Origin of the sequence: Pseudomonas fluvialis (assembly GCF_014207935.1) — a bacterium.
GTDB classification, from domain to species: Bacteria; Pseudomonadota; Gammaproteobacteria; order Pseudomonadales; family Pseudomonadaceae; genus Aquipseudomonas; species Aquipseudomonas fluvialis_A.
Window position 1 is genome coordinate 351,724 of record NZ_JACHLL010000004.1, and the last position, 24,205, is coordinate 375,928.

Genomic DNA, 24,205 nt, shown 5'->3' on the forward strand with positions numbered 1-24,205 from the left:
TTCGGCGCTCTGTTCGGCGGCCTGGGCATCACTCACCAGCTGCGTGGAGGAGTGATCAAGGGTGTGCGCCACATCGGCCACCGTGGCGATCTGCTGGCGCAGACCGGCCACAAAGCGGTTGAAGGCACTGACCACCGCACCGATCTCATCCTCGGCATCCTGACGAATTTCCCGGGTCAGATCGCCACTGCCCTCGGACAGACGCTCAAGCGAACGGCTAAGGCGGCGAATCGGCGGCAATACGCGCAGATGGATCAACCAGGTGCTGCCGATGATCACCAGCACAACCAGCGACCACGCCGCCAACGAGCTGTAATGCAATTCTTCACGCAGCGCTTCTCCATGAGTCAGCGCCTCGGCGTAATCCTCGCTCAGCGGTTTTTGCAGCTCGGCAAAGCGCGCGATCACCTCGGCAGATCGCGCATCAAAGTCGCTCATGACCTGATCGCCCGCCGCCTTACCGGCGGAGCTGTAGGCCTCGAACATGCGCTTGCCTACCGCATCCAGCTCATCCACAGGGGTGCGCAGTTTCTGCAGCTGCGGGGCATAGGCCGGCGCCAGACGGGCAAGCTGTTCCAACAGGCTCAACGCCTCACGATAGTTGGCAGCCGCTTCTTCCGCCGGCTCGCGCTCCTGAGTCAGGCTGGCATCCGTGTAAAACTGTTGAACCTGAGCCAGGTGGTAACGCAGCTCCTGAGTCTGCTCCCGCGCCTCGCTGAGCTGTACCGCACGATGGTCAACCTGATCCAGTGCAGCAATCTCCGTCGAGACCCAAACCGACAGCCCCACGGCCAATGCCACAACCAGCAGGGCACTGCCCCACATCACTCGCACAATACTGAAGTTCATGAGTCCCCCTTGAAACTAAGCGCAGTGATGGCCTTAACGGCCGCAAGCGCAAAACCTGAAGCGGCAACGTTGCAGCGCTGACCTCAACCGGGCAGCCAGAAGCCTACCCATCACTGTAGCCGTGCTGTCGACCAAGTCAGTTTTTCGCCCCGGCAGCGAACTGCTATGATTCGCCACTTTTTTGCGCAGGGACTCGCGGCGATTTTCGGCATGCCGGCACAGCCTGTGCTTGCCTGATGCCTATCGTTCACTGGCACTGCCACGCCCCAGGGGAGTCCCCATGCTGGAAAAGCTGTTCCAACTCAAGGCACACGACACCACCGTGCGCACCGAAATCCTGGCCGGTCTGACCACCTTCCTGACCATGGCCTACATCCTCTTCGTCAACCCGGCCATCCTCGGCGAGACCGGCATGGACAAGGGGGCGGTGTTCGTCGCCACCTGTCTGGCCGCTGCCATCGGCTCGGCAGTGATGGGCCTGATCGCCAACTACCCGATCGCCCTCGCCCCCGGCATGGGCCTGAACGCCTTCTTCACCTACACAGTGGTCCTGCATATGGGCTACAGCTGGCAGGTGGCCCTGGGCGCGGTGTTCATTTCCGCCACCCTGTTCTTCGCGCTGTCGGTACTGCGTATCCGCGAGTGGATTGTCAACAGCATTCCGCTGCCGCTGCGCTCGGCCATCACCGCCGGCATCGGCCTGTTTCTCGCGCTGATCGCCCTCAAGGAAGCCGCTCTGGTGGTGGATAACCCGGCCACCCTGGTTGGCCTCGGTGACCTCACCGCGCCCGGCCCGCAGCTGGCCATGCTCGGTTTCTTCATCATCGTCGCCCTGGAAGCGCGCCGCGTCACCGGCGCGGTGATGATCGGCATTCTCGCCGTCACTGCCCTGGCCATCGCCCTGGGAGTGACCCAGTTCGGCGGCATCGTCTCCATGCCCCCCTCGATCGCGCCGACCTTTCTCCAACTGGATATCGCCGGCGCGCTGGACGTGGGCATGATCAGCGTGATCTTCGCCTTTCTCTTCGTCGACCTGTTCGACAACACCGGCACCCTCATCGCCGTGGCCAAGCGCGCCGGGCTGATGCGGGCCGACGGCCACCTGCCGAAGATGGGGCGCGCGCTGATCGCCGACAGCACGGCAGCCATGGGCGGCTCGCTGCTCGGCACCTCCACCACCACCAGCTATATCGAGTCGGCCTCTGGCGTCGCCGCCGGCGGACGCACCGGCCTGACCGCCTGCGTGGTCGCCGGGCTGTTCCTGCTCAGCCTGTTCTTCGCCCCGCTGGCCGGCACCGTGCCGGCCTTCGCCACGGCGCCGGCGCTGTTGTTCGTCGCCGTACTGATGACCTCGGGCCTCGCCGAAATCGATTGGGACGACATCACCGTCGCCGCGCCGGTGGTGATCACCGCCCTGGCCATGCCGCTGACCTTCTCGATTGCCAACGGCATCGCCTTCGGTTTCATCAGCTGGGTGCTGATCAAGGCTCTGGCCGGACGCTTCAAGGACCTTAACCCGGCGCTGGTCGTGCTCGCCGCCCTGTTCATCATCAAATTCGGTTTCTTCCCTGCATGAGCCAGCTCCAAGACCCGGCGGCTTACACCGCGCAACTGCAAGACAAGGTCGCGCGCCTGCGTGAGCTGCTCGCCCCCTTCGCCGCACCCGAGCCGGAAGTGTTCGACTCGCCGATCGAGCATTACCGCCTGCGGGCCGAATTCCGCCTGTGGCGCGAGGCCGGTGAACGCCACTACGCCATGTTCGCTGCCGGGGACAAGTTCACACCAATCCTGATCGAGCAGTTCCCCATCGCCAGCACCGCCATCAATGCCCTGATGCCGCAGCTCAAGGCGGCCTGGCAGGCCAGCGAAGTCCTCTCGCACAAGCTGTTCCAGGTCGAATTCCTCACCACCCTGGCCGGCGATGCCCTGATCACCCTGTGCTATCACCGTCAGCTGGATGCCGCCTGGCAGGCCGAGGCCGAACAGCTTGCACAGCAACTGGGTGTGAGCCTGATCGGCCGCGCCCGTGGCCAGCGCCTGGTGATCGGAAAGGATTATGTGGAAGAAGAGCTGACAGTGGCCGGCCGCCTGTTCCGCTACCGCCAGCCGGAAGGCGCCTTCACCCAGCCCAACGGCGTGGTCTGCCAAAAGATGCTGCAGTGGGCCTACGACGTACTCGGCGAGCAGCAGGACGATCTGCTGGAGCTGTACTGTGGCAACGGCAACTTCACACTGCCGCTGTCCACCCGCGTCAGGAAAGTGCTGGCCACCGAGATCAGCAAAAGCTCGGTGAATGCGGCGCTGGCCAACCTGGCAGACAACGGCATCAACAACATCGAACTGGTGCGTCTGTCCGCCGAGGAGCTGACCCAGGCCCTCAACGAGGTGCGCCCGTTCCGCCGCCTGGCCGGTATTGATCTGAAGTCCTACGAGTTCGGCACCGTATTCGTCGACCCGCCCCGCGCGGGGATGGACCCGGACACCTGCGAGCTGACCCGCCGCTTCGAGCGCATCCTGTACATCTCCTGCAACCCGGAGACCCTGGCGGCGAACATCGCCCAGCTGCACGACACCCACCAGGTGGTGCGCTGTGCCCTGTTCGACCAGTTCCCCTGGACCCACCATATGGAATCCGGGGTACTGTTGCAGCGGCGCTGAAGCCCAAACAGAAAGCCCGGCAATTGCCGGGCTTTTTGTTTGGGCTGATTCACTCGGCGGGACTCCCTGGCCGGCCGCGTTTGCGAAACTCCACCGGAGTCTCACCGACCCAGCGCTTGAACGCCCGGTAGAAGGTACTCGGCTCGGAAAAGCCGGTGCGCTCGACGATCACCTCGATGCGCTCATCGGTCTTGAGCAACAGCTCCTTGGCCAGCCGGCAGCGGTAATCGGTGACCAGATCGTTGAAGCGCACGCCGGCTACCGCCAGCCGCTCGCGCAGTCGCCGTGCCGGCATGTTCAGGCGCGCCGCCACCTGTTCCAGCGTGGCGCCACCATCGACCAGCAGCTCGCCGATCAACTCACGCACCTTGCGCACCAGGTCGAGTCGTTCCACTTCGGCCAGCTGGCGACGCGCCAGCGACTCGTGCATGCGCAGCAGCTCGGGCGCGGCATGGCGCGACGGCTTGTCGAGCACCGCCGCGTCGAACACCAGGGCATTGCGTTCGGCACCCATGCGCACCGGGCAGCGGTAGACCGCCTCGTAACGTGACAGCGGCGCACCCTCGCTGTGGATCATCCACACTTCACGGGGTCTGAAATCACCCTCGGTCAGGGCATCGAACATGCGGATCACCGCGCCGGCGAGCATCTCCGAGAAGTGCCGCGGCGTGCCGCTGGACAGGCCGAGGTAGAGGTAGGCCAGGCCATCCTTTACTTCCAGTTTGGCGTTCAGCGTATCGGAGAGCAGGCGCACGTAGCGCAGCGAATGGCGCAGGCCTTCGCCAAAGGTGTCGCTGGAGAGGAACAGGTATTCCAGCAGCAAACCATGGAAGGCCGGCAGGTGCTGCGCCAGATACAGGCCGACATCGGCGTCGCCGCACTCTTCGGCGGCGGCCTTCCAGAACAGCGCCTGGGCCGCATGGGGAATGCGCCCGGTGGGCAGGCGATCCTCGCTCAGACCAACTCGGGCCAGCACGCGCTCCACATCGGCGCCGCTGGCGCGCAGGGCATCGATCACCGGGCGCATCAGCGCCACGTCATCGGTCAGATCATGCATGGATTGGCATTCTTGTTATGAGGTCAGGCGCGCCCATCTTAGGCAGCTTTGCGCGTCTAGCTCAAGGCATGCGGATGGCAAACCGGCCAATTGACCGGGGTGCCGCGTCCATCCGCGCAGGCGGCCAATGCGGGCCACCGGCGGCGAACTAAGCTTGCCCTCTCATTCCTCTGGAGATTCGCCATGGCCATCGACTGGCTCGACCTGCCCACCTCACCCGCCCTGCCCGGTCTGTTCGCCCGCGCGGCCCTGCGCCGTGGCATCAAGGGCAAGCAACTGCCCGCCATCGGCGTGCGCACCGAAGTGAGCGTCGACCCCGAGCACCTGGCGCGCTATCGCAGCATCTGTGGCTTCGCCGATGACGGTCTGCTGCCGCCGACCTATCCGCACATCCTCGCCTTTGGCCTGCAGATGAAGCTGCTGACCGACCCACGCTTTCCCTTCCCGCTGCTGGGCCTGGTGCACCTGCAGAACCGCATCCGCGTGCTGCGCCCCCTCGGCGGACTGGGACCGTTCCGTCTCAGCGTGCACCTGGAAAACCTGCAGCCCCACGACAAGGGAGCCACCTTCAGCCTGATCACCCGTTTGGAAGATCAGCTCGGCCTGCTCTGGGAAGGCGACAGCCGCATGCTCTGCCGCGCCCTGCGCCTGCCGGGCCAGAAGCCCGAGCATGAGACTCAGGCCGAGCTGCCGCTGAGTGAGATCGCGCGCTGGAAAGCCCCGCAGGATATCGGCCGGCGTTACGCCAAGGTGGCCGGTGACTACAACCCGATCCACATGTTCGGCGTGACCGCCAAGCTGTTCGGCTTCCCCACGGCCATCGCCCACGGCCTGTGGAACAAGGCCCGCGCCCTGGCCGTGCTCGGCAGCCATTTGCCCAGCGCCGGTTACGAGGTGGAGGTGCGCTTCCAGAAGCCGGTGCTGCTGCCCGGCGACGTCACCCTGGTGGCCAGCGCCGCCGGCAGCGAAGGCGTGCTCAGCCTGCGCGGCAAGAACGATGTGCCGCACATGACCGGCAGCTGGCACAAAGCGGCCTGAACCGTGAAACAATGCGTCACTCTGCCCGGAGTGACGCATGAACCTCGACGAACTCACCGCCCGCCTGCACGCCATTCGCGACCATAACGACTGGCGCCGCTTCCACAGCCCGAAAAACCTGGCCATGGCCGCCAGCGTCGAAATGGCCGAACTGGTGGAAATCTTCCAGTGGCTCGGCGAAGACGAATCCCGCCGCCTCGAGCCCGCGCAACTGGAACATGCCGGTCAGGAAATCGGCGATGTGGTGCTTTACCTCCTGCTGCTGTGCAGCGAGCTGGGCCTGAATCTGGAACAGGTAGTGCGCGCCAAGCTGGCCGACAGCGAGCGCCGCTTCATCGCCCCGGAGGCCTCGGCATGAGTGATCGCCACTTCGACGAGCTGGCCACCCGCTTCGCCGAAAAAATCTACGGCGGCGCCAAGGGCGCAATCCGTCTGGCCGTACTCCAGGCCGACCTCAAGGAGACGTTGCCGGAACGCCCGCTGCGGGTCCTCGACATTGGCGGTGGCCTCGGCCACATGAGCCTGTGGCTGGCCGAGCATGGCCACCAGATCACCTTCAGCGAACCGGCCGCACCGATGCTCGAAGGCGCCCGCGCGCGCTTTGCCGAGGCGGGGCAACAGGCCACCTTTATCCAGGCGCCCTGGCAGGACCTGCTCGGCCAGCTCGACGAGCCCTTCGATCTGGTGCTCTGTCATGCCGTGCTGGAATGGCTGGCCGAGCCGCATGCCATCCTGCCGGTACTGCACCAGCTCACTGCAGCCGGCGGCTGGCTGTCGCTGGCCTTCTACAACAAGGACGCGCTGATCTACCGCAACCTGCTCAAGGGCCACTTCCGCAAGCTGCGCAAGGAACGTTTCGCCGGCGAGGGCCAGAGCCTGACGCCACAACGCCCGCTCGATCCGCGCGAACTGGCGTTGCAACTGACGCCGCACTGGACGGTCGAACAGCAGAGCGGTGTGCGTGTGTTTCACGATTACATGCCGCAGGAGTTCCAGGCCAAGGCCGAGCTCACCGACCTGCTGGAGATGGAGCTGGCCTACCGCCGCCACCCTGGCTTCGCCGGACTGGGCCGCTACCTACACTGGATCTGTCGCCCCCGCTGAGAACCTTGCTGCGCGTCGGCCATGCGTCGTTATAAACAGGCTCTGAATGCTCATTTACCGCCAGTAAACTGCGCTTCATCGCCGCTTTGACCAGCCGTAGGCTGTTACTAACGTAGCGCCTAGCCTGGCTCTAGCTCGCGAGACTTTGAACAGCTTCTGAGAGGAGTTGGCCATGCTGTACGAGATGCCTGTGCTGCGCCCACTGCTGCTGATCACCCTGCTGGGGCTGGCTGCCTGCCAGAGCCCCAATCCCTACCGCGCCGAATCACGGCCGCTGCCGCCGGCTCCGCCCGGCGCGGCGCAGACCTTCGACCGCAGCGCCTACCCGGCAGCACCACGGGATTACAGCCGTTACCTCAGCTGGCAATGGCAGCAGCCCCCAGCCGGCAGCGGCGCACTGAGCGGCGAACAACTGGCCGAGGTGGTTGCCGGTGCGCTGGAGCAACGCGGCCTGCGCCCCGCCCAGCAGAGCCAGCCCGCAGACCTGCGGGTGCATGCCGCGCTGCGCGAGGAGCGCCGTCTGCGGCAGTACGAAGAGCCCAGCTATGGAGGCTACTATGGCAACGGTTCCTGGGGTGACGGCTACGGTGGCTACGGCCGCGTGCCGGTGATCCGCACCCGCGAGGAGGTGGTCAGCGTGGCGTTCATCGAACTGTTAGACGGCCGCAGTGGCGAACGGGTCTGGTCCGGTTCGGCCGAGGCCCTCGCCGGCGACGACAACCGTGAGCGCCTCGACGCCCTGCGCAGCGCCGTGCAGCAGGCCCTGAACAATTACCCGCCGCGATAAGGAGCACGCCATGCGAACCCTGTTGATCGCCAGCCTGTTACTCCTGGCCGCCTGCCAGGGCCCGCGCCTGCAGCGGGACTTCGATCCCGCCCGCGACTTCGCCGGCTATCGCAGCTGGCAATGGCAAGAACCGGCCGTGCGCTTCCGCCCGGACGACCCACGCCTGACCAGCGACCTCAACGGCCAGCGCATCGAGCAGGCCATCACCGAGCAACTGGAACAGCGCGGCCTGCGCCCGGCGGCACAGGGCCAGGCTGCCGACCTGCGGGTGCAGGCCTGGTTGATCGTCGACGACCGCCAGCAGCAGATCACCACCAGTTATGGCGGCGCCTGGGGCAGCGGCTGGAACGGTTACTGGGGCGGCCCGGTGATGCAGGAAACGCGCAGCCTCGACTATCAGGTCGGCACCCTGCAGATCGACCTCTACGACGGTCGCGATGGCAAACTGGTCTGGCGCGGCAGCGCCGAGCAGATCCTGCGCCACAATCTCGACTCGCCCGAGCAACGCAGCCAGGCGATCCGCCAGACGGTGCAGGCCATTCTCAACCAGTACCCGCCCCGCTAGCAGGCCACTGCTGGAAAACGCCACAAGCAAAGGATTGCCCAATGCCCCTGACCCATCGCCCCGCCACTGCCGCCGACCTTGCACAGGTAGTGACCTTTCCGCAGAACCGCGACGAGCTGTTCTTCTGTTTTCCCCGTGCCGTCTGGCCGCTGGACGTCGGCCAACTGGCCGCCGCCATGGCCGAGCGGCGCGACAGCACGGTGGTCGAGCTGGATGGCCAACTGGCCGGCTTTGCCAATTTCTTCCAGTGGCAGTACGGCGAGTTCTGCGCCCTCGGCAACCTGATGGTGGCGCCCTGGGCCCGAGGGCGCGGTGTCGCCCAGTACCTGATCGGGGTGATGGAAGCACAGGCCCGCGCCCACTATCAGGCGCGCCTGATGAAGGTATCGTGCTTCAACGGCAACGCCGCCGGTCTGCTGCTCTACCCGCGCCTGGGCTACCAGCTGGCCGGCGTGGTCGAGCGCGCCACACCCAGCGGCGAGCGCGTGGCGCTGATCCAGTTCAGCAAGCCGCTGCAGTAACAGAGTAAGTAACCGGCCGATTGGCTGCAGCGCCCGGATGGCGCGGCGCCGCGGCCGTTAACGGGTACGCGTGAGCAGGCCAAGATGGCGACTCGAATCAGGAGTCGCCCATGCCCGTGCCCAAGCCCCCGTTCCCACACCTGCTCGCCCCGCTCGATCTGGGTTTCACCCAACTGCGCAACCGGGTGGTCATGGGCTCCATGCACACCGGGCTGGAGGACCGCCTGTGGGACTTCGGCAAGCTCGCCGCCTATTACCGCGAACGGGCACGCGGCGGCGTCGGCCTGATCATCACCGGCGGTTTCGCGCCGAACCGCGAGGGCTGGTTGCTGCCCTTCGGCAGCAGCCTGACCAACAGCCTGGAGGTGCCGGCCCACCGGCGCCTGACCCAGACCGTGCACCGCGAAGGCGGCAAGATTCTGCTGCAGATCCTCCACGCCGGCCGCTACGGCTATCACCCACTGGTAGTGTCGGCCTCCCCGCTGAAATCCCCGATCAGCTGGTTTGCACCACGCGAGCTGTCCGAGCGCGGCATTCTGCGCACCATCGCCGCCTTCAGCCGTTGCGCCCGTCTGGCCCGCGCCGCCGGCTACGACGGGGTCGAGATCATGGGCAGCGAGGGCTACCTGCTGAACCAGTTCCTCTGCCCGCGCACCAACCAGCGCGACGACCACTGGGGCGGCACGCTGGACAACCGCATGCGCCTGCCGCTGGAGATCGTACGGCGCGTGCGCCGGGCGGCCGGTGAACGTTTCATCATCAGTTTCCGTCTATCGCTGCTCGATCTGGTGGAGGGCGGCAACACCTTCGACGAGGTACGGCTGATTGCCCTGGCTCTGCAGGACGCTGGCATCACCCTGCTCAACACGGGCATCGGCTGGCACGAATCGCGGGTACCGACCATCGTCACCTCGGTGCCGCGTGGTGCCTTCGCCGAGGTCGGTGCACGGCTCAGGCGCGAGCTGCGCATCCCGCTGATTGCCAGCAACCGCATCAATACTCCGGAGTTGGCCGAGCAGTTGCTGGCCGACGGCAGCGCCGATCTGGTGTCCATGGCACGACCGCTGCTGGCCGATCCGCAGTTCGTCAGCAAGGCCGCCGCTGGGCAGTCGAACGCCATCAACACCTGCATCGCCTGCAACCAGGCCTGCCTCGACCATGCCTTCGTCAACCGCCGCGCCAGCTGCCTGGTCAATCCGCGCGCCTGCCATGAAACCGAACTGCGCTACCGCAAGGTACGCAAGGCCAAGCGCATCGCCGTGATCGGTGCCGGCCCCGCCGGTCTGTCGGCGGCCTGCGTGGCGGCCGAGCGCGGCCATCGGGTCAGTCTGTTCGAGGCTACCGGCGAGATCGGCGGGCAGTTCAACCTGGCCCGGCGCATTCCCGGCAAAGCCGAGTTTGCCGAGACCCTGCGCTACTTCCGCCAGCGTCTGAGCGACCTCAAAGTCGAGGTACAGCTCAACCGGCGCGTTCAGCCCGGCGAACTGCACGGCCAGTTCGACGAGGTGATCGTGGCCAGCGGCATTCGTCCGCGGGTGCCGGCCATTGCCGGCATAGGCCATCGCAAGGTGCTGACCTATCTCGATGTGCTGGGCGGCGCGCCTGTCGGCGCCCGCGTGGCGCTGATCGGCGCCGGCGGCATCGGTTTCGACGTCGCCAGCTATCTGCTGCGCGAGCCACCCGAGCGTCCACAGGCCCTCGGCGACTGGCTGGCCGACTGGGGCATCGATCTTCAAGGACGCACCGCCGGTGGCCTCATCACGCCACGCCCGGCTACTCCGCCGCGCCAGCTGTGGCTGCTGCAGCGCAAGGCCGGCCAGCCGGGCGCAGGCCTGGGCAAAACCAGTGGCTGGGTACACCGTGCCCACCTCAAACATCAGGGCGTGCAACTGCTCGGCGGCGTGGAATACCTGCAGGTTGACGATGCCGGCCTGCACCTGCGGGTCAACGGCGAGCAGCGCCTGCTGGCGGTGGACAACGTGGTGATCTGCGCCGGGCAGGAGCCCCTGGCCGAGCTGGCTGACGGCCAGAGCGCCTGGCACCTGATCGGCGGCGCCAGACGTGCCGGCGAGCTGGACGCCAAGCGCGCGATCCTTGAAGGGGCGGAGCTGGCCGCGCGCCTCTGATGACCGCTGCACAACTGGCGCTTTGAGCAGAATGCCCAATACTGCGAACAACACCCTGCTATCTGTACGGAATTGTTCTCATGGCATTGCTGCGCTGGTTATCCGGGCTGCGTCAGCGGACGCAGCTATCACTGCTACTGGTTGTCATGGCCCTGGGCATTGCATTGGTGGCGGCCTGGACACAGGTCGTCAACCAGCAGCTGCGCATCAATGGGCCGCTTTACCAGGAGATCGTCAAAGGTAAAGACCTGCTCGCCGACATCCTGCCACCGCCTTACTACATTCTGGAGTCGTACCTGGTCGCACTGCAGATGCACACCAGTACAGACACCCAGCAAGTCCAGCGGCTTGCCGAACGCTTCAATCAACTGCACAGCGATTATCAGGCCCGCTACCGCTATTGGCAGGAGCAGACGCTGGATCAAACCACGCGGCAACTGGTGAGCCAGACTACCTATGCGCCCGCCCAACGTTTTTACGAGACAGCCCTGACTCGTTACATCCCAGCCAGACAACAGGGCAAGAATGACCAACAGGCCTGGCAGGATCTGGAACAGGCCTATCTCGATCACCGCCAAGGCATTGATGAGCTGGTAGGCGTCGTCAATACCCAGCACCAAGCCAATGAGGCGCAGGCACAAGCGCAGATCGATGCCCTCGCACGCAATCTGGTCTTGGTCACCGGCAGCATTCTCGTGATCGCTCTGCTGCTGGTTCTGCTGATCAGCAAGGGGCAGTTGTACTTTTTCAAGCGCCTGCCCCAGTCACTGCAACAGGTCGCGCAAGGGCGTCTCGACCAACCCGCCGCGCTGAAAACCCAAAACGAGCTCGGCGAGCTGTCACGCTGCACGGACACGATACGACTCAACCTGCGGACTGTAATCACCGAGCTGGGCGGCCAAACCCGAGCACTGGGCCAACTCGCCAGCGGTATTCAGGCCGGCGCACGCGAGATTGAACAAGCCTCTGCGCATCAGGTCAGCAGCTCGGAGAAAGCCAGCCATTCGGTCCATGAGCTCAACGGGCTGTTGTCACGACTATCCAGCGATAGCACTCAATCGGCACAAGCCGCCGAGGAAGCCGGACGTGCAGCCGAGTGCTCCTCCCAGGCCCTGCAAAGCAGCAGCGAAGAGGTAGGCTTGGTGGTGCAGACGGTGCATGACGCCGCAGAGGTACTCAGTTCCTTGGTGGCCCGCACGGACGAAATCAATCAGGTCACCCGAACCATTCGCGACATCGCCGAGCAAACCAATCTTTTAGCCCTCAATGCGGCTATCGAGGCCGCTCGCGCGGGGGAACAGGGCCGTGGTTTTGCGGTGGTCGCCGACGAAGTCCGCCAACTGGCCGAGCGAACCAGTCAGTCCACCAGCAGCATTGCCAGCATCATCGACAGTATTCAGGCCAGCACACGCGACGCCACCCGCTCAATCCAGACCGGACTGGAACGCTCAGAAATTGGCCTGACCCAAGTACGCTCGGCGGGTGAGACACTGACCGCCATGCAGGCACACCTGAGCAGCGTCAGCCAGACACTCAACAGCGTGTCCCAGCAACTCAACGACAGCCGGGATGTCCGAGAAACCGTGCTCAGCAACATCGAAAGCATGCTCACCGATTGCCAGCATCAGCAGCAGGCCATCCGAGCACTGGACAACCTGATTCGTCAGTCGGATACAGCCGCCGGCCACCTGCAGCGGGTGACCGAAAACTTCACACTCTGACGACCGGCGCTCGACATCAACAGGTCACAAGCGCCATACAAACCGGTCCAAATGGACGAGCTGAAGCATAATGGCGCTTTTGTCGGAGCCAATCATGCCTGCAATGACCTGGTGGCTGCTCGCCCTACCCCTGCTGGCCGGGGTTCTCCTGCCACTGCAGGCCGGAATCAATGGTCAGTTGGCCAAGCACCTGGGCAGTGTACTGGTCGCTGCGTTGATTTCATTCTGCGTCGGTACCGCTGCCCTCTTTCTGCTCACGCTCTACCAACGCGAAGTCCCTTTGCTGAGTGCCTTCCGCGGTCTCACCTGGTGGCACTGGACCGGCGGCCTGCTGGGCGCCTTCTTCATTGCCACCGCCGCCTACGCCAGCCCTCGCACCGGTGCCCTGCTGTTCATGCTGCTGGTGCTGGCCGGGCAGATGGCAATGGCCCTGGTTCTCGATCATTTCGGCTGGGCCGGCTACCGCGAAGCCCCCATCAGCCTTGGCAAGGTAGCTGGTCTGCTGCTGGTGGTGGCCGGCATCTGGCTGATCCAGCGCAGCTGATCGGCAGCTGATGGCCAATGGCTGCCATCCGCGCTCAAAGCCGCTAGAATCGCGGCACTTACCGCCATGAACCGCACCATGCCCAACACGCTGATGCCCAACGATCCCGACCGCTTCCGCCTCTGGCGCGAAGTGCAGGACATGCGTGTGCGCACCACCCTGGGCGGTATCTTCTACCTGATCGCCTGGCTGCTGTGCTGGATCTTCAGCAGCGCGCCCAAGCAGTTACTCCTGCCGGGCAGCCTGTTCAGCCTGGGATTCGCCATTCTGCTGGTGCTGCGCCTGCGTCATCGCCTGCCCACCGAGCATGACCTTGACGGTCTGCTGCGCTGGCGCTGGCAGCACTGGGCGCTGCTACTGCTGAACTCGATGCTCTGGGGGCTGGCGACCGGCTGCACGCTGCTGCTCACCCCGCTGCACGACAGCCAGTTGATTGCCGCGCTGAGCACTATTGCCTTCAGCACCGCCGCCATCTTCAACTTCCCCATGCAGCGCCTGCCGGCCGCCTGTGCGGTACTGCTGATTTACCTGCCTGCGCTGGTCATCATGCTGCCGCAAGCGAGCAAGAATGCCGGTGTGTTAACAACGCTTGTTTTTTTCATGCTGTACCTGATGCTGGCGCTCAAACGCAACCACAAGGAATACCACGCCGGTGTCGATCTGCAGCACCAGTTGCTGGAGCAGCGCGAACAGCTCGACCTGCTCAGCCGTACCGACAGCCTGACCCAGCTGGGCAACCGCCTGCAGTTCAACAACCTGTTTGAACTGCAGGTGGCCCAGGCGCAGCGCCAGGGTAGCCCGCTGGCCCTGCTGTTGCTGGATATCGACCATTTCAAACAGATCAACGACCAGCACGGCCACATGGCCGGCGACCAGTGCCTGTGCCAGTTCGCCGACGTCATGCGCCAGGTCTTCCGCCGCCAGAGCGATATTCTCCTGCGCCTGGGCGGCGAGGAGTTCGGCGTGCTGATGCCGGGGATCGACCTGGAACACGCCCGACAGCTGGGCGAGCAGTTCCGCCTGCTACTGGACGAGCACGGCCTCGAGGCTCAGGCCCAGCCCCTGCGCCTCACCACCAGCCTGGGCCTCGGCGTGTTCGACAGCGCGCGCGATGCCAGCGCCGATGCCTTCTTCAGCCGCGTCGACGATGCGCTGTACCAGGCCAAGCACCAGGGCCGCAACCGGCTGTGCCTGGCCTGAAACGCCTTACAGAGCAACACCGCTCAGCGCTCTGCGGAAAACACCACACAACCACCCTCCGATAATTCCGCCTCGATCCGGCACTCATTCCGACCAGCGGCGCTTCCATAAATGACCAGCAGTCATTTAATCTCGCAACACAAATGACCGGCGGTCATTTAAATGTCATTTCAAGAGGCTTTCCCCATGCAGCAGCAACTCAAGGGCCAGTGGGCCCTCATTACCGGTGCCTCCAGCGGCTTCGGCGTGGACTTTGCCCACCTCCTTGCCGAACTCGGCGCCAACCTGATTCTGGTCGCACGACGCACTGAGCCCATGCAGGCACTGGCGAGCGAACTGCAGAAACGCCATGGCACCGAAACCCGCGTGATTGGCCTCGACCTGGCGCAGACAGAAGCTGCCAGCACACTCAAGGCACAGACTGATGCCCTCGGGCTATCGGTGGATATCCTGATCAACAACGCCGGCTACGGTTTATTCGGTGAGTTTCTGGCGCAACCCTTGATGAACACTCGCGACATGCTCCAGCTGAACATGCTGACGCTGACCGAGCTGACCCATCACTACAGCCAGGACATGGCACGCCGCGGTGGTGGCCATATCCTGCTGGTCGCCAGCATCGGTGGCTATCAGGCCACTCCCAGCTACGCCGCTTATTCGGCGAGCAAAGCCTATGTCCTGCTGTTCGGAGAAGCCCTGAATCAAGAGCTGAAGGCGTCCAATGTAAAGGTCAGCGTACTCTCGCCCGGCATCAGCGCCACGGCGTTTCTGCAGGTGTCAGGGCAGCGCCCGACCCTCTACCAGCGCCTGTTGATGATGCGCTCACGCCCGGTGGCTCAGATCGGCTTGCGTGCCATGTTCCGTGGCAAGGCGAGTGTCGTGCCAGGACTGCTGAATAAACTCACGGTGATCAGTAATCGCCTCACCCCTCGCCCCCTGCAAAGTCGCATGGCCTATCAACTGATGAAGAACTGAGCATGGCGGGGTATGCTCCCCGCCAACCTCCAGTCAGAGCCATACCATGACCCGCCGTGCCCGAGATGATGATGCCAAGCAGGCCCGCCGCGCGGACATCCTGCAGGCAGCCCGCCGTCTCTTTCTCAGTGACGAACGTCAATTACCTTCCGTTGCGCGCATTGCCGAAGCGGCGGGGCTGGCCAAGGGCACGGTGTATTTGTACTTCGCCACGAAAGAAGAAATTTTCATCGCGCTGCTTGATGAAGAGTTCAGCAACCTGCTCACGGCCATAGGCGAAGCATTCAAGCCAAGTGCGGTAGCAACAGAACAGGTTCAGGCCGTGATCGCCCGAATGGTTGACTACCTCGACGAGCACCCTGAATTTCTAAGCCTGGATGCACTTGCCTACAGCGTGCTGGAGCAGAACCTGCCGGAACAGGTCGTGCGCACCTTCAAGCTCAACCTGACCCGCCGGCTCACTCTTGCTGGGCAACTGCTGGATGCCGCACTGGGTTTGCAGACTGGCCGCGGCACACAGTTGTTGCTGCGCAGTTACGCGCTGATCCGTGGACTGTGGCAAACCCTGGACTACCCAGCGCCGCTACAGGCACTACTGGCCGATCCCGCCTTCAGCGTGATCCGCCCCCCTTTTCGTGAAGAACTGGCCGCCAGCCTTCAGGAATATTGGCGCGGCGCACTCACACCGGTTTGACCACTCACTCCAGCACCTGAAGCTCCCCAGCCTGTTTGAACTGAACGCCCCATGTTCAAACGACGGCCAACTGAGCCCGCAATGTGGTGAGTAAACCCAGGCAGCTGTGATTGCTCATCAGCATCGGCTGAAACTCGTCGCTGACGCCATAACGCAGCAACAGTTCGCGAGTCAGCGAACTGCTCGGCACATAGGCCATGCTCCAGTCTGAAAACAGACGTTCACTAATCTCGTCCATTTGCAGCAAGAGGAGCTCCTGGTGACGCGGGTCAGTTGAAATCCGCTGATAGAGGCGATTGACCTCGCTACGCCCACCTTCCAGAACTTGCAGAAAGTACTCGCCATTGAAAGCGAGCATCCCGCTGATACCCGCCTGAAGATTGTGTCGGCGCGCCGACAGCAGCAGCGCTTCGATACCCGAGACTCCGAGCCCGTTTGTTGCCTTACTGAGGTACAGCAGTCGCACGAGATGCATCAGTGCATTCCTCTAACCGTGTACCAACAACCATAGTTACTGGTCAGCGTCAGGGCTCAAAACGGCCCGAGGTGGACCGAGGCATTCCGACCAGCGGTAAGGCGCCGACCTGCAAGCACTACGAGCCACTCACTCCAACACCTGAAACTCCACCCGCGCCGTCAGGCCGCCTTCATCCAGCACACTGAGCTGATGCTGCCCGCGTTCCTGCAGCGCCAGCGCCAGGCTGTCGGCGCCCTGGGTGCTGCCCAGCGGCGAGCCGTCGAGGAACCACCAGCGCTGGCCGCTGCCACCCAGCGCCGAGAGTTTCAGACGTAGCGGCGTGGCACTGGCGGCCGGCCGGCGTAGCTGGTCGCCCTGGCGCACGCCGACGATTGACAGAGGCGCCGCGGCGGCGGGCAACAGCGGGGGGCACGTCGTATCAGCCGCCGGCAGACGCCGCGCCCGGCGCTCGCGCCGGGGCAGCCAGGGTTCCAGCGGCGCCGGCCAGAGCATGACCTGCTGCGCCGTGGCTCCCTCGCAGTGGGGCGCCACCTGCAGGCCGCGGGCATTGACCCACAGGGTCTGCGTCAGGCCCAGGCCCAGCGGCTGGTCCAGCGCCTGCAGGGTCGGCGGCGTGGTGCCATCCAGCGTCCAGGCATAACGCAGACGCCGGCAGTTCGGATCATCCGCCGCCAGCGGCTGGCCGCCGGGCCAGCAGATCGCCGCCACGCCCACGCTGGCCGGCTGCGCCGCCACGGGCTGGGCGATGCCGCGCTGGGCATCGCGGTTGACCAGCACATCATGCACCTGCAGCAGCAGGGGCGCGGCCGAGGCCAGGCCGAACTGCCCCGGCACCGGGGTACCGTCGGGCCGGCCGATCCACACGCCAATCAGGTAGCGCGGCCCCACCCCCATCGCCCAGGCATCGCGAAAGCCGTAGCTGGTGCCGGTTTTCCAGGCCAGCGCCGGGCGCTGCACCAGTTGCGCCCGCGGATCACGGTCCGGGCGCGCCTGGCCGGCGAGGATGCGCCGCACGATCCAGGCCGCACCGGGCGACAGCAGGCGCTGTTCGATCAGCGGCTGCTGCGGCTGCAGGCGAATCCGCGCCGCCTTGCCCTCGCGCCCCAACGCCGCGTAGGCCCCCAGCAACTGCTCAAGGCGCACACCGGCACCCCCAAGAATCAGCGCCAGATTGGGCTGCGCGCCGGCCGGCAACTGCAGCGGCAGGCCGGCACCATGAAGCTCGCCGGCAAAACGCTTGGGCCCGTAGGCCTCCAGCAATTGCACGGCCGGCAGGTTGAGCGAGGTGGCGAGCGCTTCGCTGGCCGACACCGGGCCGGTGAAGCCGGCGGAAAAGTTGCCGGGGCGGTAGTCGCCATAACGGCGCGGCACATCCTGCAGCAGCGACTCGGAATGAATCAGCCCGGCATCCAGCGTCATGCCATAGAGAAAGGGTTTCAGCGTCGAGCCCGGCGAGCGCACCGACTGGATCATGTCGACATGACCGAAGCGCTTCTCATCGCCGATATCCACCGAGCCGAGGTAGGCGCGCACCGCCATGCTCTGCGCCTCGACCACCAGCACCGCGGCCGAGGTGTGCTCCGGCAGACGGGCACGCCAGCCCAGCAGCAGGTCTTCCAGACGCCGCTGCAGACTGGCGTCCAGGGTGGTGCGGATCAGCGCCGGGCTGTCTGGGGTATTCAGCCGGCGCGCCAGCAGGGGCGCCAGGCGCGGTTCCTGACGCGGGGCCAGCAGCACCGGTTCCTGCAACGCCTCGCTGACCCGAGTCGGTGCCCACACGCCAAACTGCTGCAGGCGCCGCAGCACCTTGTCGCGGGCCCGCTGCGCCGCCTGCGGGTGACGGTCGGGACGCAGCCGGCTGGGCGCCTGGGGCAGCACCGCCAGCAGTGCCGCCTCGGATGGCGTCAGCTGCGTTGGCGACTTACCCAGATAGGCCCAGCTGGCGGCCGCCACCCCCTGCAGGGTGCCGCCGAAAGGCGCGCGATTGAGGTAGAGGGTGAGGATCTCGTCCTTGGACAGGTGCCACTCCAGCTGCAGGGTGCGCCACAGCTGACGCAGCTTGCCCGGCACGCTGCGCGCATGCGGATCGAGCAGGCGCGCCACCTGCATCGACAGGGTGCTGCCGCCGGACACTACCTCACCGCCGCTCAGGTTCTGCCACAGCGCCCGGCCCAGCGCCAGCGGGTTGACCCCGGGGTGCCGGTAGAACCAGCGATCCTCGTAGGTGAGCAGCGCCTCCAGATACAGCGGCGAAACCTCCTGCGGCGTCACCGGATAGCGCCACACCCCCTCGGCATCGGCAAAGCGCCACAGCGGCGTACCGTCCTCGGCCAGCACCACCCGCGCCTCGTCGGCCCGCGGCAACGGCAGCGGGAACAGCCAGTCGGCCAGCCACAACAGCGCCAGCCCCACCAAGGGGGCCAGCAACCAGCGATGCACCCTCACCCCTGCCCCTCTCCCGCGAGCGGGAGAGGGGTTGTCATGCATGAGCACTTACCCCATGCGTAAGACCTAAGTTTCCTCACGCGGGCACGCCAGCAAGGCCTGGTGGATTCGTTCGAGCACAGCGGCCTCATTCGCCCGCACCTCATGGTTCCAGAAACGCAGCACCCGAAAGCCTGCTGCCTGCAAAAACGCCTCGCGGCGCGCATCCGCCTCAACCTGCAAGGCATGCTGCCCACCATCGAGCTCAATAATTAGCCGTCCATCGAGACAGACAAAATCGACGATGTAAGGCCCTATGGGCTTCTGCCGGCGGAACTTGAATCCATCCAGCCGACGGTCGCGCAGCTGGTACCAAAGCCGCGCTTCCACCTCTGTCATCTCCCGGCGCAACCGGCGAGCATTATCCTGCAAGGTCATCGGAGATCCTTCTCCAGCGCAGCTCCCTCTACTCCCTCTCCCGCTTGCGGGAGAGGGTCGGGGTGAGGGTTAACGCCCTTTTACCACCAGACTCTGCGGCGCGCTGCCCAGCGCCTTCCAGCCCGGCCGGTACATCGACTCGACAAGAGGCGGCGGCACCCGGTAATGGCCGGGGGTGACGGCGCGGGCCAGGTACAGCAGGTGCGTCGGCTCATAACCGCTGATATCCACAGCGGCCACATAGCGGTCACCGCGATATTCCTGGTGCTTGATCCGCGCGTTCTGCATGGACTGCTGCCACTCCTTCACGGCACTGCTGGCATCACCGAGGCTGGCACTGCTCTGCGCCAGGTTCTGGTTTTCCAGCTCCAGACCGGCCGGCAGCAGGTCAACCAGCAGGGCATCCGGTACGCGCTCCTTGGCCTCGACGATCAGGTGCACCAGCACCAGCTCGCCACTGCTGAGGTTGTCCAGCGCCAGCGGCTTGCCATCCATGCCGAGGTATTCGCGGAAGATGCTGAGGTTCTCGCCACTGGCCGGCGGCAGCTCACGCGGATAGCCCGACAGGCTGAACTGCTGGTAGAGCGTCTCGCTGCCGAGGCTCTGCACCGACAGCGGCGCCTGCAGGCTGGCACCCTCCAGCTTCAGGGTCGGCTGCTCGCGGTTGAGCGCCTGAACCAGACCGGCAGCCTTCAGCTCGGCCTGCCAGTCACCTTCCGGCTGATTGAGCAGGCGCCGGCCGGCGAGGAACACCGCATTGCGCTCCTGAGTCGACAGGTACTCGTTGCCGGCCAGGTCATCGGACAGGCGGAACAGCCAGCTGTCGCGCTGCGCCTTGGCCAGGTCATGTTCCTCCAGCAGGGCGTAGATCAACGCGTCATCACGCAGACGGCTGCCGTAATCGCCGTACCAGTAGTAGCGGTCGGCTTTGAACTCATGACTGAGCGCAGCCTGCAGCAGGCTATCGGCGCGCGGCTGATCGCCCATCAGCTGCAGCGCCACCGCCAGGTGCGCCAGCGGCAGACCGCTGCGAGCCTCGCTCTGCCGTTCGGCCAGCGCGCGCAGGCTGCCCAGCGGAGCCTGCTGACTGCGCGCCAGCACATAGCCGGCGTAGGCCTGCACGGCGAAGCGCATGTGCTCGCTGTCTTCGCTGTAGTACACGTCGATCAGCTGGCGATCCTGCAGGTAGCGCAGCAGCCGCTCGCTGGCCTTCTTCAGCGCCTCGTCCGGCACGCTGTAGCCCTGTTCGCGGGCACGCAGCAGGAAGTCGGTGACATAGGCGGTCAGCCAGTATTCCTCGTCGCTGTCACTGCCCCACAGGCCGAAGCTGCCGTTGTAGCGCTGCATGCCGAGCAGGCGCTCGATACCCAGCTCCAGCTTGCTGCGCCGCTCCTGATCGCTTTCGCCCTTGATGCCCAGACGCTTGAGGCTGGCGGCATCGGCATACAGCGACGGATACAGGCCGCTGGTGGTCTGCTCCAGACAACCGTAGGGATAAGCCTTGAGTTCGCTGATCTGCTCGGCGAGGTTCAGCGGCGGCTTGCTCGAAAGGCTCAGCAGCCCCTGCAGGCCATCGGGGTCGTACTGGCTGAGGGCGCTGTCCGGCAGGGTCCAGCTGTCGCCCTTGAGCACCGCGCGGAACTGCTTGAGCTGCGCCGGGTAGGCCGGACGCACGCCGATCTGCCACTGCCGGCTGAACGGCGGCAGCTGCTCGCCGGGCAGGTCCAGGCCATTGACCCTGACGCTGAGCTGGCCGGTGCCCAGGCCGCCGACCGCACGCACGGCAATCGGCAGCGTGATGCGCTGGCCCTGCGCCAGTTGCAGCGGCACGCTGCCGGCCGCCTCGAGCAGTTGCAGCTGACCGCTGGCCGCCAGTTGCACATCGAGCTTCTGCGGTGCACCGGAGAGGTTGGTCAGGTCCAGCGCCAGCGCGGTTTCGTCACCACCGGCGAGGAAGCGCGGTGCCGACAGTTCGGCAACCAGCGGCGCGGCAACCACCGTCTTGGCCTCGCCCTTGCCGTAGCTGTCGTCACTCCAGGCCTGCGCCATCAGGCGCAACTCACCGTTGAAGTCGGGGATATCCAGACTCACCTCACCTTCACCCTGAGCATTGAGGGTGACCGGCGCACTCTGTTTGGCCACGATCAGCACGCTGGTATCCGGACGTTTGCCGCCGCCGGCCAGCGCCGCGTCACCACCGAAGGCCAGGCTGGCCAGACGGCCCTGGCCGGCTTCGATCAGTTGGCCATAGACGTCCAACTGGTCGGCACCGTAGCCCTTGCGGCCGAAGAAGGCGGCAAAGGGATCGGGCGTTGCGTACTCGGTGATATTGAGGATGCCGACGTCCACCGCCGCCACCAGCACCTGTACCTGCTTGGGCAGTTCGCCCCCGGCACGGCTGGCCTGCACCTTGACCTTGAGGGTCTGGTTCGGACGCATCTTCTCAGGCGCCGTCAGCTGCACGGCCAGTTGCCGGGGCGCCCGCTCCAGCGGCAGGTGCAGCAGACCGACCGCACGCTTGGGCGTGACGTTGGCCTTGCGCTCACCGGGACGGATCACCAGCGCGCTGACATACAGATCGTGACGGGCCCAGGCCTCGTCTACCGGAATCTCAAAGGTCTTGCCCTCGGCCGGCACTTCGATGTCCTGCCACCACAGAGGGCCATCGCTGGACTCGACCAGCAGGTAGCCATTGCCGGCCGCCGGCGGCGTCACCGTCACCCTGGCGGTACTGCCCGCAGCGTACGCCGGCTTGTCCAGCGCCAGCCTGACCTGATCCGGACGCACAGCGCCGCCTTCGGCGTTGTCCTGCCAGCTGTAACCGGCCCAGAAGCGCTGACTGCTGACCAGACCGGTCTGTGGGTCTTCCACCTCGATCCGGTACGGCCCCCACTCCACCGGGAAGCTGACCTTGGCGGTCTTGCCCTCGCTCAGGTCGAGGCTTTCCTCGCTGAGGTTGAGGTATTTCTCGTTGAAGTGATAGCTCCAGCCCTCGGACTCGGAGAAGCTCCAGAAGTAGTCCCGGCGCTCGCGCACCAGGCGCACCTTGAGCCCCTCGACCGCCAGCTTGTGGCCCTCGGGATCGGCCAGCAGCACCTCGAATTCGGCCATGCCGTTGTCGCCGACTTCCTCGCCTTCGAACAGCGCGCGCACACCCGGCAGGCGGGGTGCCGGCCATACCGGCTGGACGATGCGTCGGGTGACCGGCCGGCCGCCGGACTCCTGCAGGCTGGCCTGCAGAATCAGCTTGAGCGGCGAGCGCGCCTCGGCCCAGCGGTTCTCCGGGCTGAGTACGCCCTCGCCGTCGGCATCCAGGCTGATCTCATCGAGTTCCATGTCCTGATTCAGCTCTTCCTCGGTCACCGAGCCGAACTGATAGCCCGGCAGGCTTGGCACCGCCTCGCGCAGCGGGCGCACATAGAGCTGGCTGGTCAGGCGGTTGCCGGAAGCCGGCGCGCCGTAGAGGTAACGACCGTTGACGCTGAAGCTGGGGTCTTCGCTGGTATGCAGCGGCTGTTCGCTGCCCTTTAGTTCCAGCGCCAGGCGCTCGGGAAGGAAGTCCTCGACGAGGAACTCATAGAGGTCCTGACGACCGTCGCCTAGGTCCAGCAACAGCTGCCAGCGGCCGGTCGGCGCATTCTCGGCCAGTTGCAGCTGGTACTGATACAGCCCGTCCGCCCCCGGCTGCCAGACGAAACGCCGGGCCACCTGCTCATCAGGACGGCGCACCTCGACACTCACCGGCTGCGGCTTGACCGCACGGCCATCAGCGTCGCGCAGCAGGGCATTGAGCAACACCGTTTCGCCAGGGCGATAGAGATCGCGCGGACCGAAGACGAAGAACTGCAACGGATTGGCGACCGGTCCGGCGATATCGAATTCGGCCAGATCCAGCGCCGGCGCATTGAGGCGCAGCAGGCTGGTGTCGTTGTCCTTGCGCGCCAGCAGCACATCGGCCTTGTCCACCAGCGGCAGTTCGGCATGGCCAGCATCATCGGTGGTGGCCGAGGCCAGAATGCGCCCGTCACCGTCCAGCAGGTCGAGCTGCACATCACTCTGCGCGGCACCACCTGCCAACGCCTGGGTGAACACATCGAGCTGCTGACGATAGCGGTGGGCGGACAACCCGATATCACTGAGGGTGAACAGGGTCGCCGGCTGCGAGTAGTTGTAGGTGCCGGCCTGGCGCATCACCGCCAGGTACACACCGGGTTGCTGCAGCGGCTTGAGCCCGGCGATCGGCAGCAGCAGGGTCTCGCGGGTATTGCGCGGCGGCTTCAGGTCGAAGCGACCGCCGTAGACCAGTTCGGCCATCGGCAGCAGCTCGCGCGCCTCCCAGGTATCCAGGCTGCTGGAGCGTCCCCACTGGCTGAGAAAGCCTGGCAGCGCGTCGTCCTTGATGCGGAAGAACTCGACATTGACCGCGTCGACGTTCAGCGCAATCACCGGCAGGCCTTCGGCCAGGCGGGTCGGCAGCAGCGAGCCGCGGCTGGCGAAGCCGACGGTGGCCTGCAGGTCACGGGTTTCCAGACGGGCCACGTACTCCTCGGCCAGCGCCTGACCGTTGATCGCGCGCAGGCCGGCATCCACGGTCAGCACCAGTTTGCGCTGCGGCTCCAGATGCCGCAGACGCAGCTCCATGCCGTTACTGGCCAGTTCCCAGGCGCCATCGACCTTGCCGTCGACGGTATCGACCAGGTGCAGGCGGCTGGCGAAATCCTGCTCGGCATCCAGCGGCACGCTGAAGGTCACGGCCAGGGTACTGGCACCGTCGAGCTGCACCTCGGAAACGTCGATGACGCTCAGCTCGCGCCCTTTATAGCGCTCGGCCAGCGCGGCACGCTGCTCGGCCGTGGGAACGGCAACGGCAGCACTCGCCGCAGACTCGGCCGACGCCTTGGCGGCAGTCTCGGGGGTGGATGAATCACAGGCACTGAGCAGACTCAGCACCAGCGCCAGAAGCAGTCCTTTGTTCGGCATGGCAGGCTCCGGAGAGGAGGGAAGCAGAGAACGCGCACTATAACCG

The 24,205-nt window shown here is 65.4% G+C and carries 19 protein-coding genes and 1 pseudogene; 14 read left to right on the top strand and 6 right to left on the bottom strand.

The features are described 5' to 3' along the window. Nucleotides 1-105 precede the first annotated feature (105 nt). Nucleotides 106-849, bottom strand: a pseudogene (locus HNP49_RS19010) (HAMP domain-containing protein); the annotation flags it as partial. A 280-nt stretch (nucleotides 850-1,129) separates the two neighbouring features. Between HNP49_RS19010 and HNP49_RS13305 the strand changes: the two are divergent. Together HNP49_RS13305 and trmA are read left to right on the top strand one after the other, a co-directional pair. Then, nucleotides 1,130-2,425 (top strand): NCS2 family permease, encoded by a 1,296-nt coding sequence (locus tag HNP49_RS13305; protein ID WP_184683988.1) that lies wholly within the window; start codon nucleotides 1,130-1,132, stop codon nucleotides 2,423-2,425. Then, nucleotides 2,422-3,507, top strand: a complete 1,086-nt coding sequence (gene trmA / locus HNP49_RS13310) for a tRNA (uridine(54)-C5)-methyltransferase TrmA (RefSeq protein ID WP_184683990.1) — start codon at nucleotides 2,422-2,424, stop codon at nucleotides 3,505-3,507. Before HNP49_RS13305 ends, trmA begins: the two co-directional genes overlap by 4 nt. Nucleotides 3,508-3,556: 49 nt before the next feature. Here the strand turns inward: trmA and HNP49_RS13315 are convergent, their stop codons facing one another. Beyond that, on the bottom strand, nucleotides 3,557-4,564 hold the full coding sequence (locus HNP49_RS13315; RefSeq protein ID WP_184683992.1) for an AraC family transcriptional regulator: 1,008 nt from the start codon (nucleotides 4,562-4,564) through the stop codon (nucleotides 3,557-3,559). A gap of 183 nt (nucleotides 4,565-4,747) precedes the next feature. On the opposite strand from HNP49_RS13315, the gene HNP49_RS13320 reads away from it, so the two are divergent. The 12 genes from HNP49_RS13320 (at nucleotide 4,748) to HNP49_RS13375 (ending at nucleotide 15,839) form a co-directional block, all read left to right on the top strand. After that, nucleotides 4,748-5,602, top strand: coding sequence for a MaoC/PaaZ C-terminal domain-containing protein (locus HNP49_RS13320; RefSeq protein WP_095941509.1), 855 nt, complete (start codon nucleotides 4,748-4,750; stop codon nucleotides 5,600-5,602). A 37-nt stretch (nucleotides 5,603-5,639) separates the two neighbouring features. Further along, a complete protein-coding gene (locus HNP49_RS13325) occupies nucleotides 5,640-5,960 on the top strand; it encodes a MazG-like family protein (RefSeq protein WP_184683994.1) in 321 nt (106 codons plus the stop codon). Next, nucleotides 5,957-6,706: a methyltransferase gene (locus HNP49_RS13330; RefSeq protein WP_184683996.1), complete on the top strand. Its 750-nt coding sequence runs from the start codon at nucleotides 5,957-5,959 to the stop codon at nucleotides 6,704-6,706. Before HNP49_RS13325 ends, HNP49_RS13330 begins: the two co-directional genes overlap by 4 nt. A 172-nt stretch (nucleotides 6,707-6,878) precedes the next feature. Then, the gene (locus tag HNP49_RS13335) at nucleotides 6,879-7,493 is read left to right on the top strand and encodes a DUF4136 domain-containing protein (RefSeq protein ID WP_260407170.1); all 615 of its coding nucleotides are present in this window, start codon (nucleotides 6,879-6,881) and stop codon (nucleotides 7,491-7,493) included. Nucleotides 7,494-7,503: 10 nt separating this feature from the next. Continuing rightward, nucleotides 7,504-8,058 carry a DUF4136 domain-containing protein gene (locus HNP49_RS13340; protein WP_184683998.1) on the top strand — a complete coding sequence of 185 codons (555 nt, stop codon included), beginning with the start codon at nucleotides 7,504-7,506 and terminating at the stop codon, nucleotides 8,056-8,058. Nucleotides 8,059-8,099: 41 nt separating this feature from the next. Next, nucleotides 8,100-8,579, top strand: a complete 480-nt coding sequence (locus HNP49_RS13345) for a GNAT family N-acetyltransferase (protein ID WP_184684000.1) — start codon at nucleotides 8,100-8,102, stop codon at nucleotides 8,577-8,579. Between the two features lie 110 nt (nucleotides 8,580-8,689). After that, nucleotides 8,690-10,705, top strand: coding sequence for an NADPH-dependent 2,4-dienoyl-CoA reductase (locus HNP49_RS13350; RefSeq protein WP_184684002.1), 2,016 nt, complete (start codon nucleotides 8,690-8,692; stop codon nucleotides 10,703-10,705). A 311-nt stretch (nucleotides 10,706-11,016) separates the two neighbouring features. Continuing rightward, nucleotides 11,017-12,426, top strand: coding sequence for a methyl-accepting chemotaxis protein (locus tag HNP49_RS13355; RefSeq protein ID WP_409372553.1), 1,410 nt, complete (start codon nucleotides 11,017-11,019; stop codon nucleotides 12,424-12,426). Between the two features lie 94 nt (nucleotides 12,427-12,520). Then, nucleotides 12,521-12,970: a DMT family transporter gene (locus tag HNP49_RS13360; RefSeq protein WP_184684007.1), complete on the top strand. Its 450-nt coding sequence runs from the start codon at nucleotides 12,521-12,523 to the stop codon at nucleotides 12,968-12,970. Between the two features lie 78 nt (nucleotides 12,971-13,048). Beyond that, entirely contained in the window at nucleotides 13,049-14,170 is a 1,122-nt protein-coding gene (locus HNP49_RS13365; protein WP_184684009.1) for a GGDEF domain-containing protein, read from the top strand. 186 nt (nucleotides 14,171-14,356) lie between these two features. After that, nucleotides 14,357-15,145 (top strand): SDR family oxidoreductase, encoded by a 789-nt coding sequence (locus HNP49_RS13370; RefSeq protein ID WP_184684011.1) that lies wholly within the window; start codon nucleotides 14,357-14,359, stop codon nucleotides 15,143-15,145. Nucleotides 15,146-15,191: 46 nt separating this feature from the next. Continuing rightward, on the top strand, nucleotides 15,192-15,839 hold the full coding sequence (locus HNP49_RS13375) for a TetR family transcriptional regulator (RefSeq protein WP_184684013.1): 648 nt from the start codon (nucleotides 15,192-15,194) through the stop codon (nucleotides 15,837-15,839). 55 nt (nucleotides 15,840-15,894) lie between these two features. On the opposite strand, the gene HNP49_RS13380 is transcribed toward HNP49_RS13375, so the two are convergent. The 4 genes from HNP49_RS13380 to HNP49_RS13395 form a co-directional block, all read right to left on the bottom strand. Next, a complete protein-coding gene (locus HNP49_RS13380) occupies nucleotides 15,895-16,314 on the bottom strand; it encodes a BLUF domain-containing protein (protein WP_184684015.1) in 420 nt (139 codons plus the stop codon). A 129-nt stretch (nucleotides 16,315-16,443) separates the two neighbouring features. Next, a complete protein-coding gene (gene pbpC / locus HNP49_RS13385) occupies nucleotides 16,444-18,804 on the bottom strand; it encodes a peptidoglycan glycosyltransferase PbpC (RefSeq protein ID WP_184684017.1) in 2,361 nt (786 codons plus the stop codon). A gap of 24 nt (nucleotides 18,805-18,828) precedes the next feature. Beyond that, entirely contained in the window at nucleotides 18,829-19,179 is a 351-nt protein-coding gene (locus HNP49_RS13390) for an endonuclease domain-containing protein (RefSeq protein ID WP_184684018.1), read from the bottom strand. 69 nt (nucleotides 19,180-19,248) lie between these two features. Further along, nucleotides 19,249-24,159, bottom strand: a complete 4,911-nt coding sequence (locus tag HNP49_RS13395) for an alpha-2-macroglobulin (RefSeq protein WP_184684020.1) — start codon at nucleotides 24,157-24,159, stop codon at nucleotides 19,249-19,251. Nucleotides 24,160-24,205 lie beyond the last annotated feature (46 nt).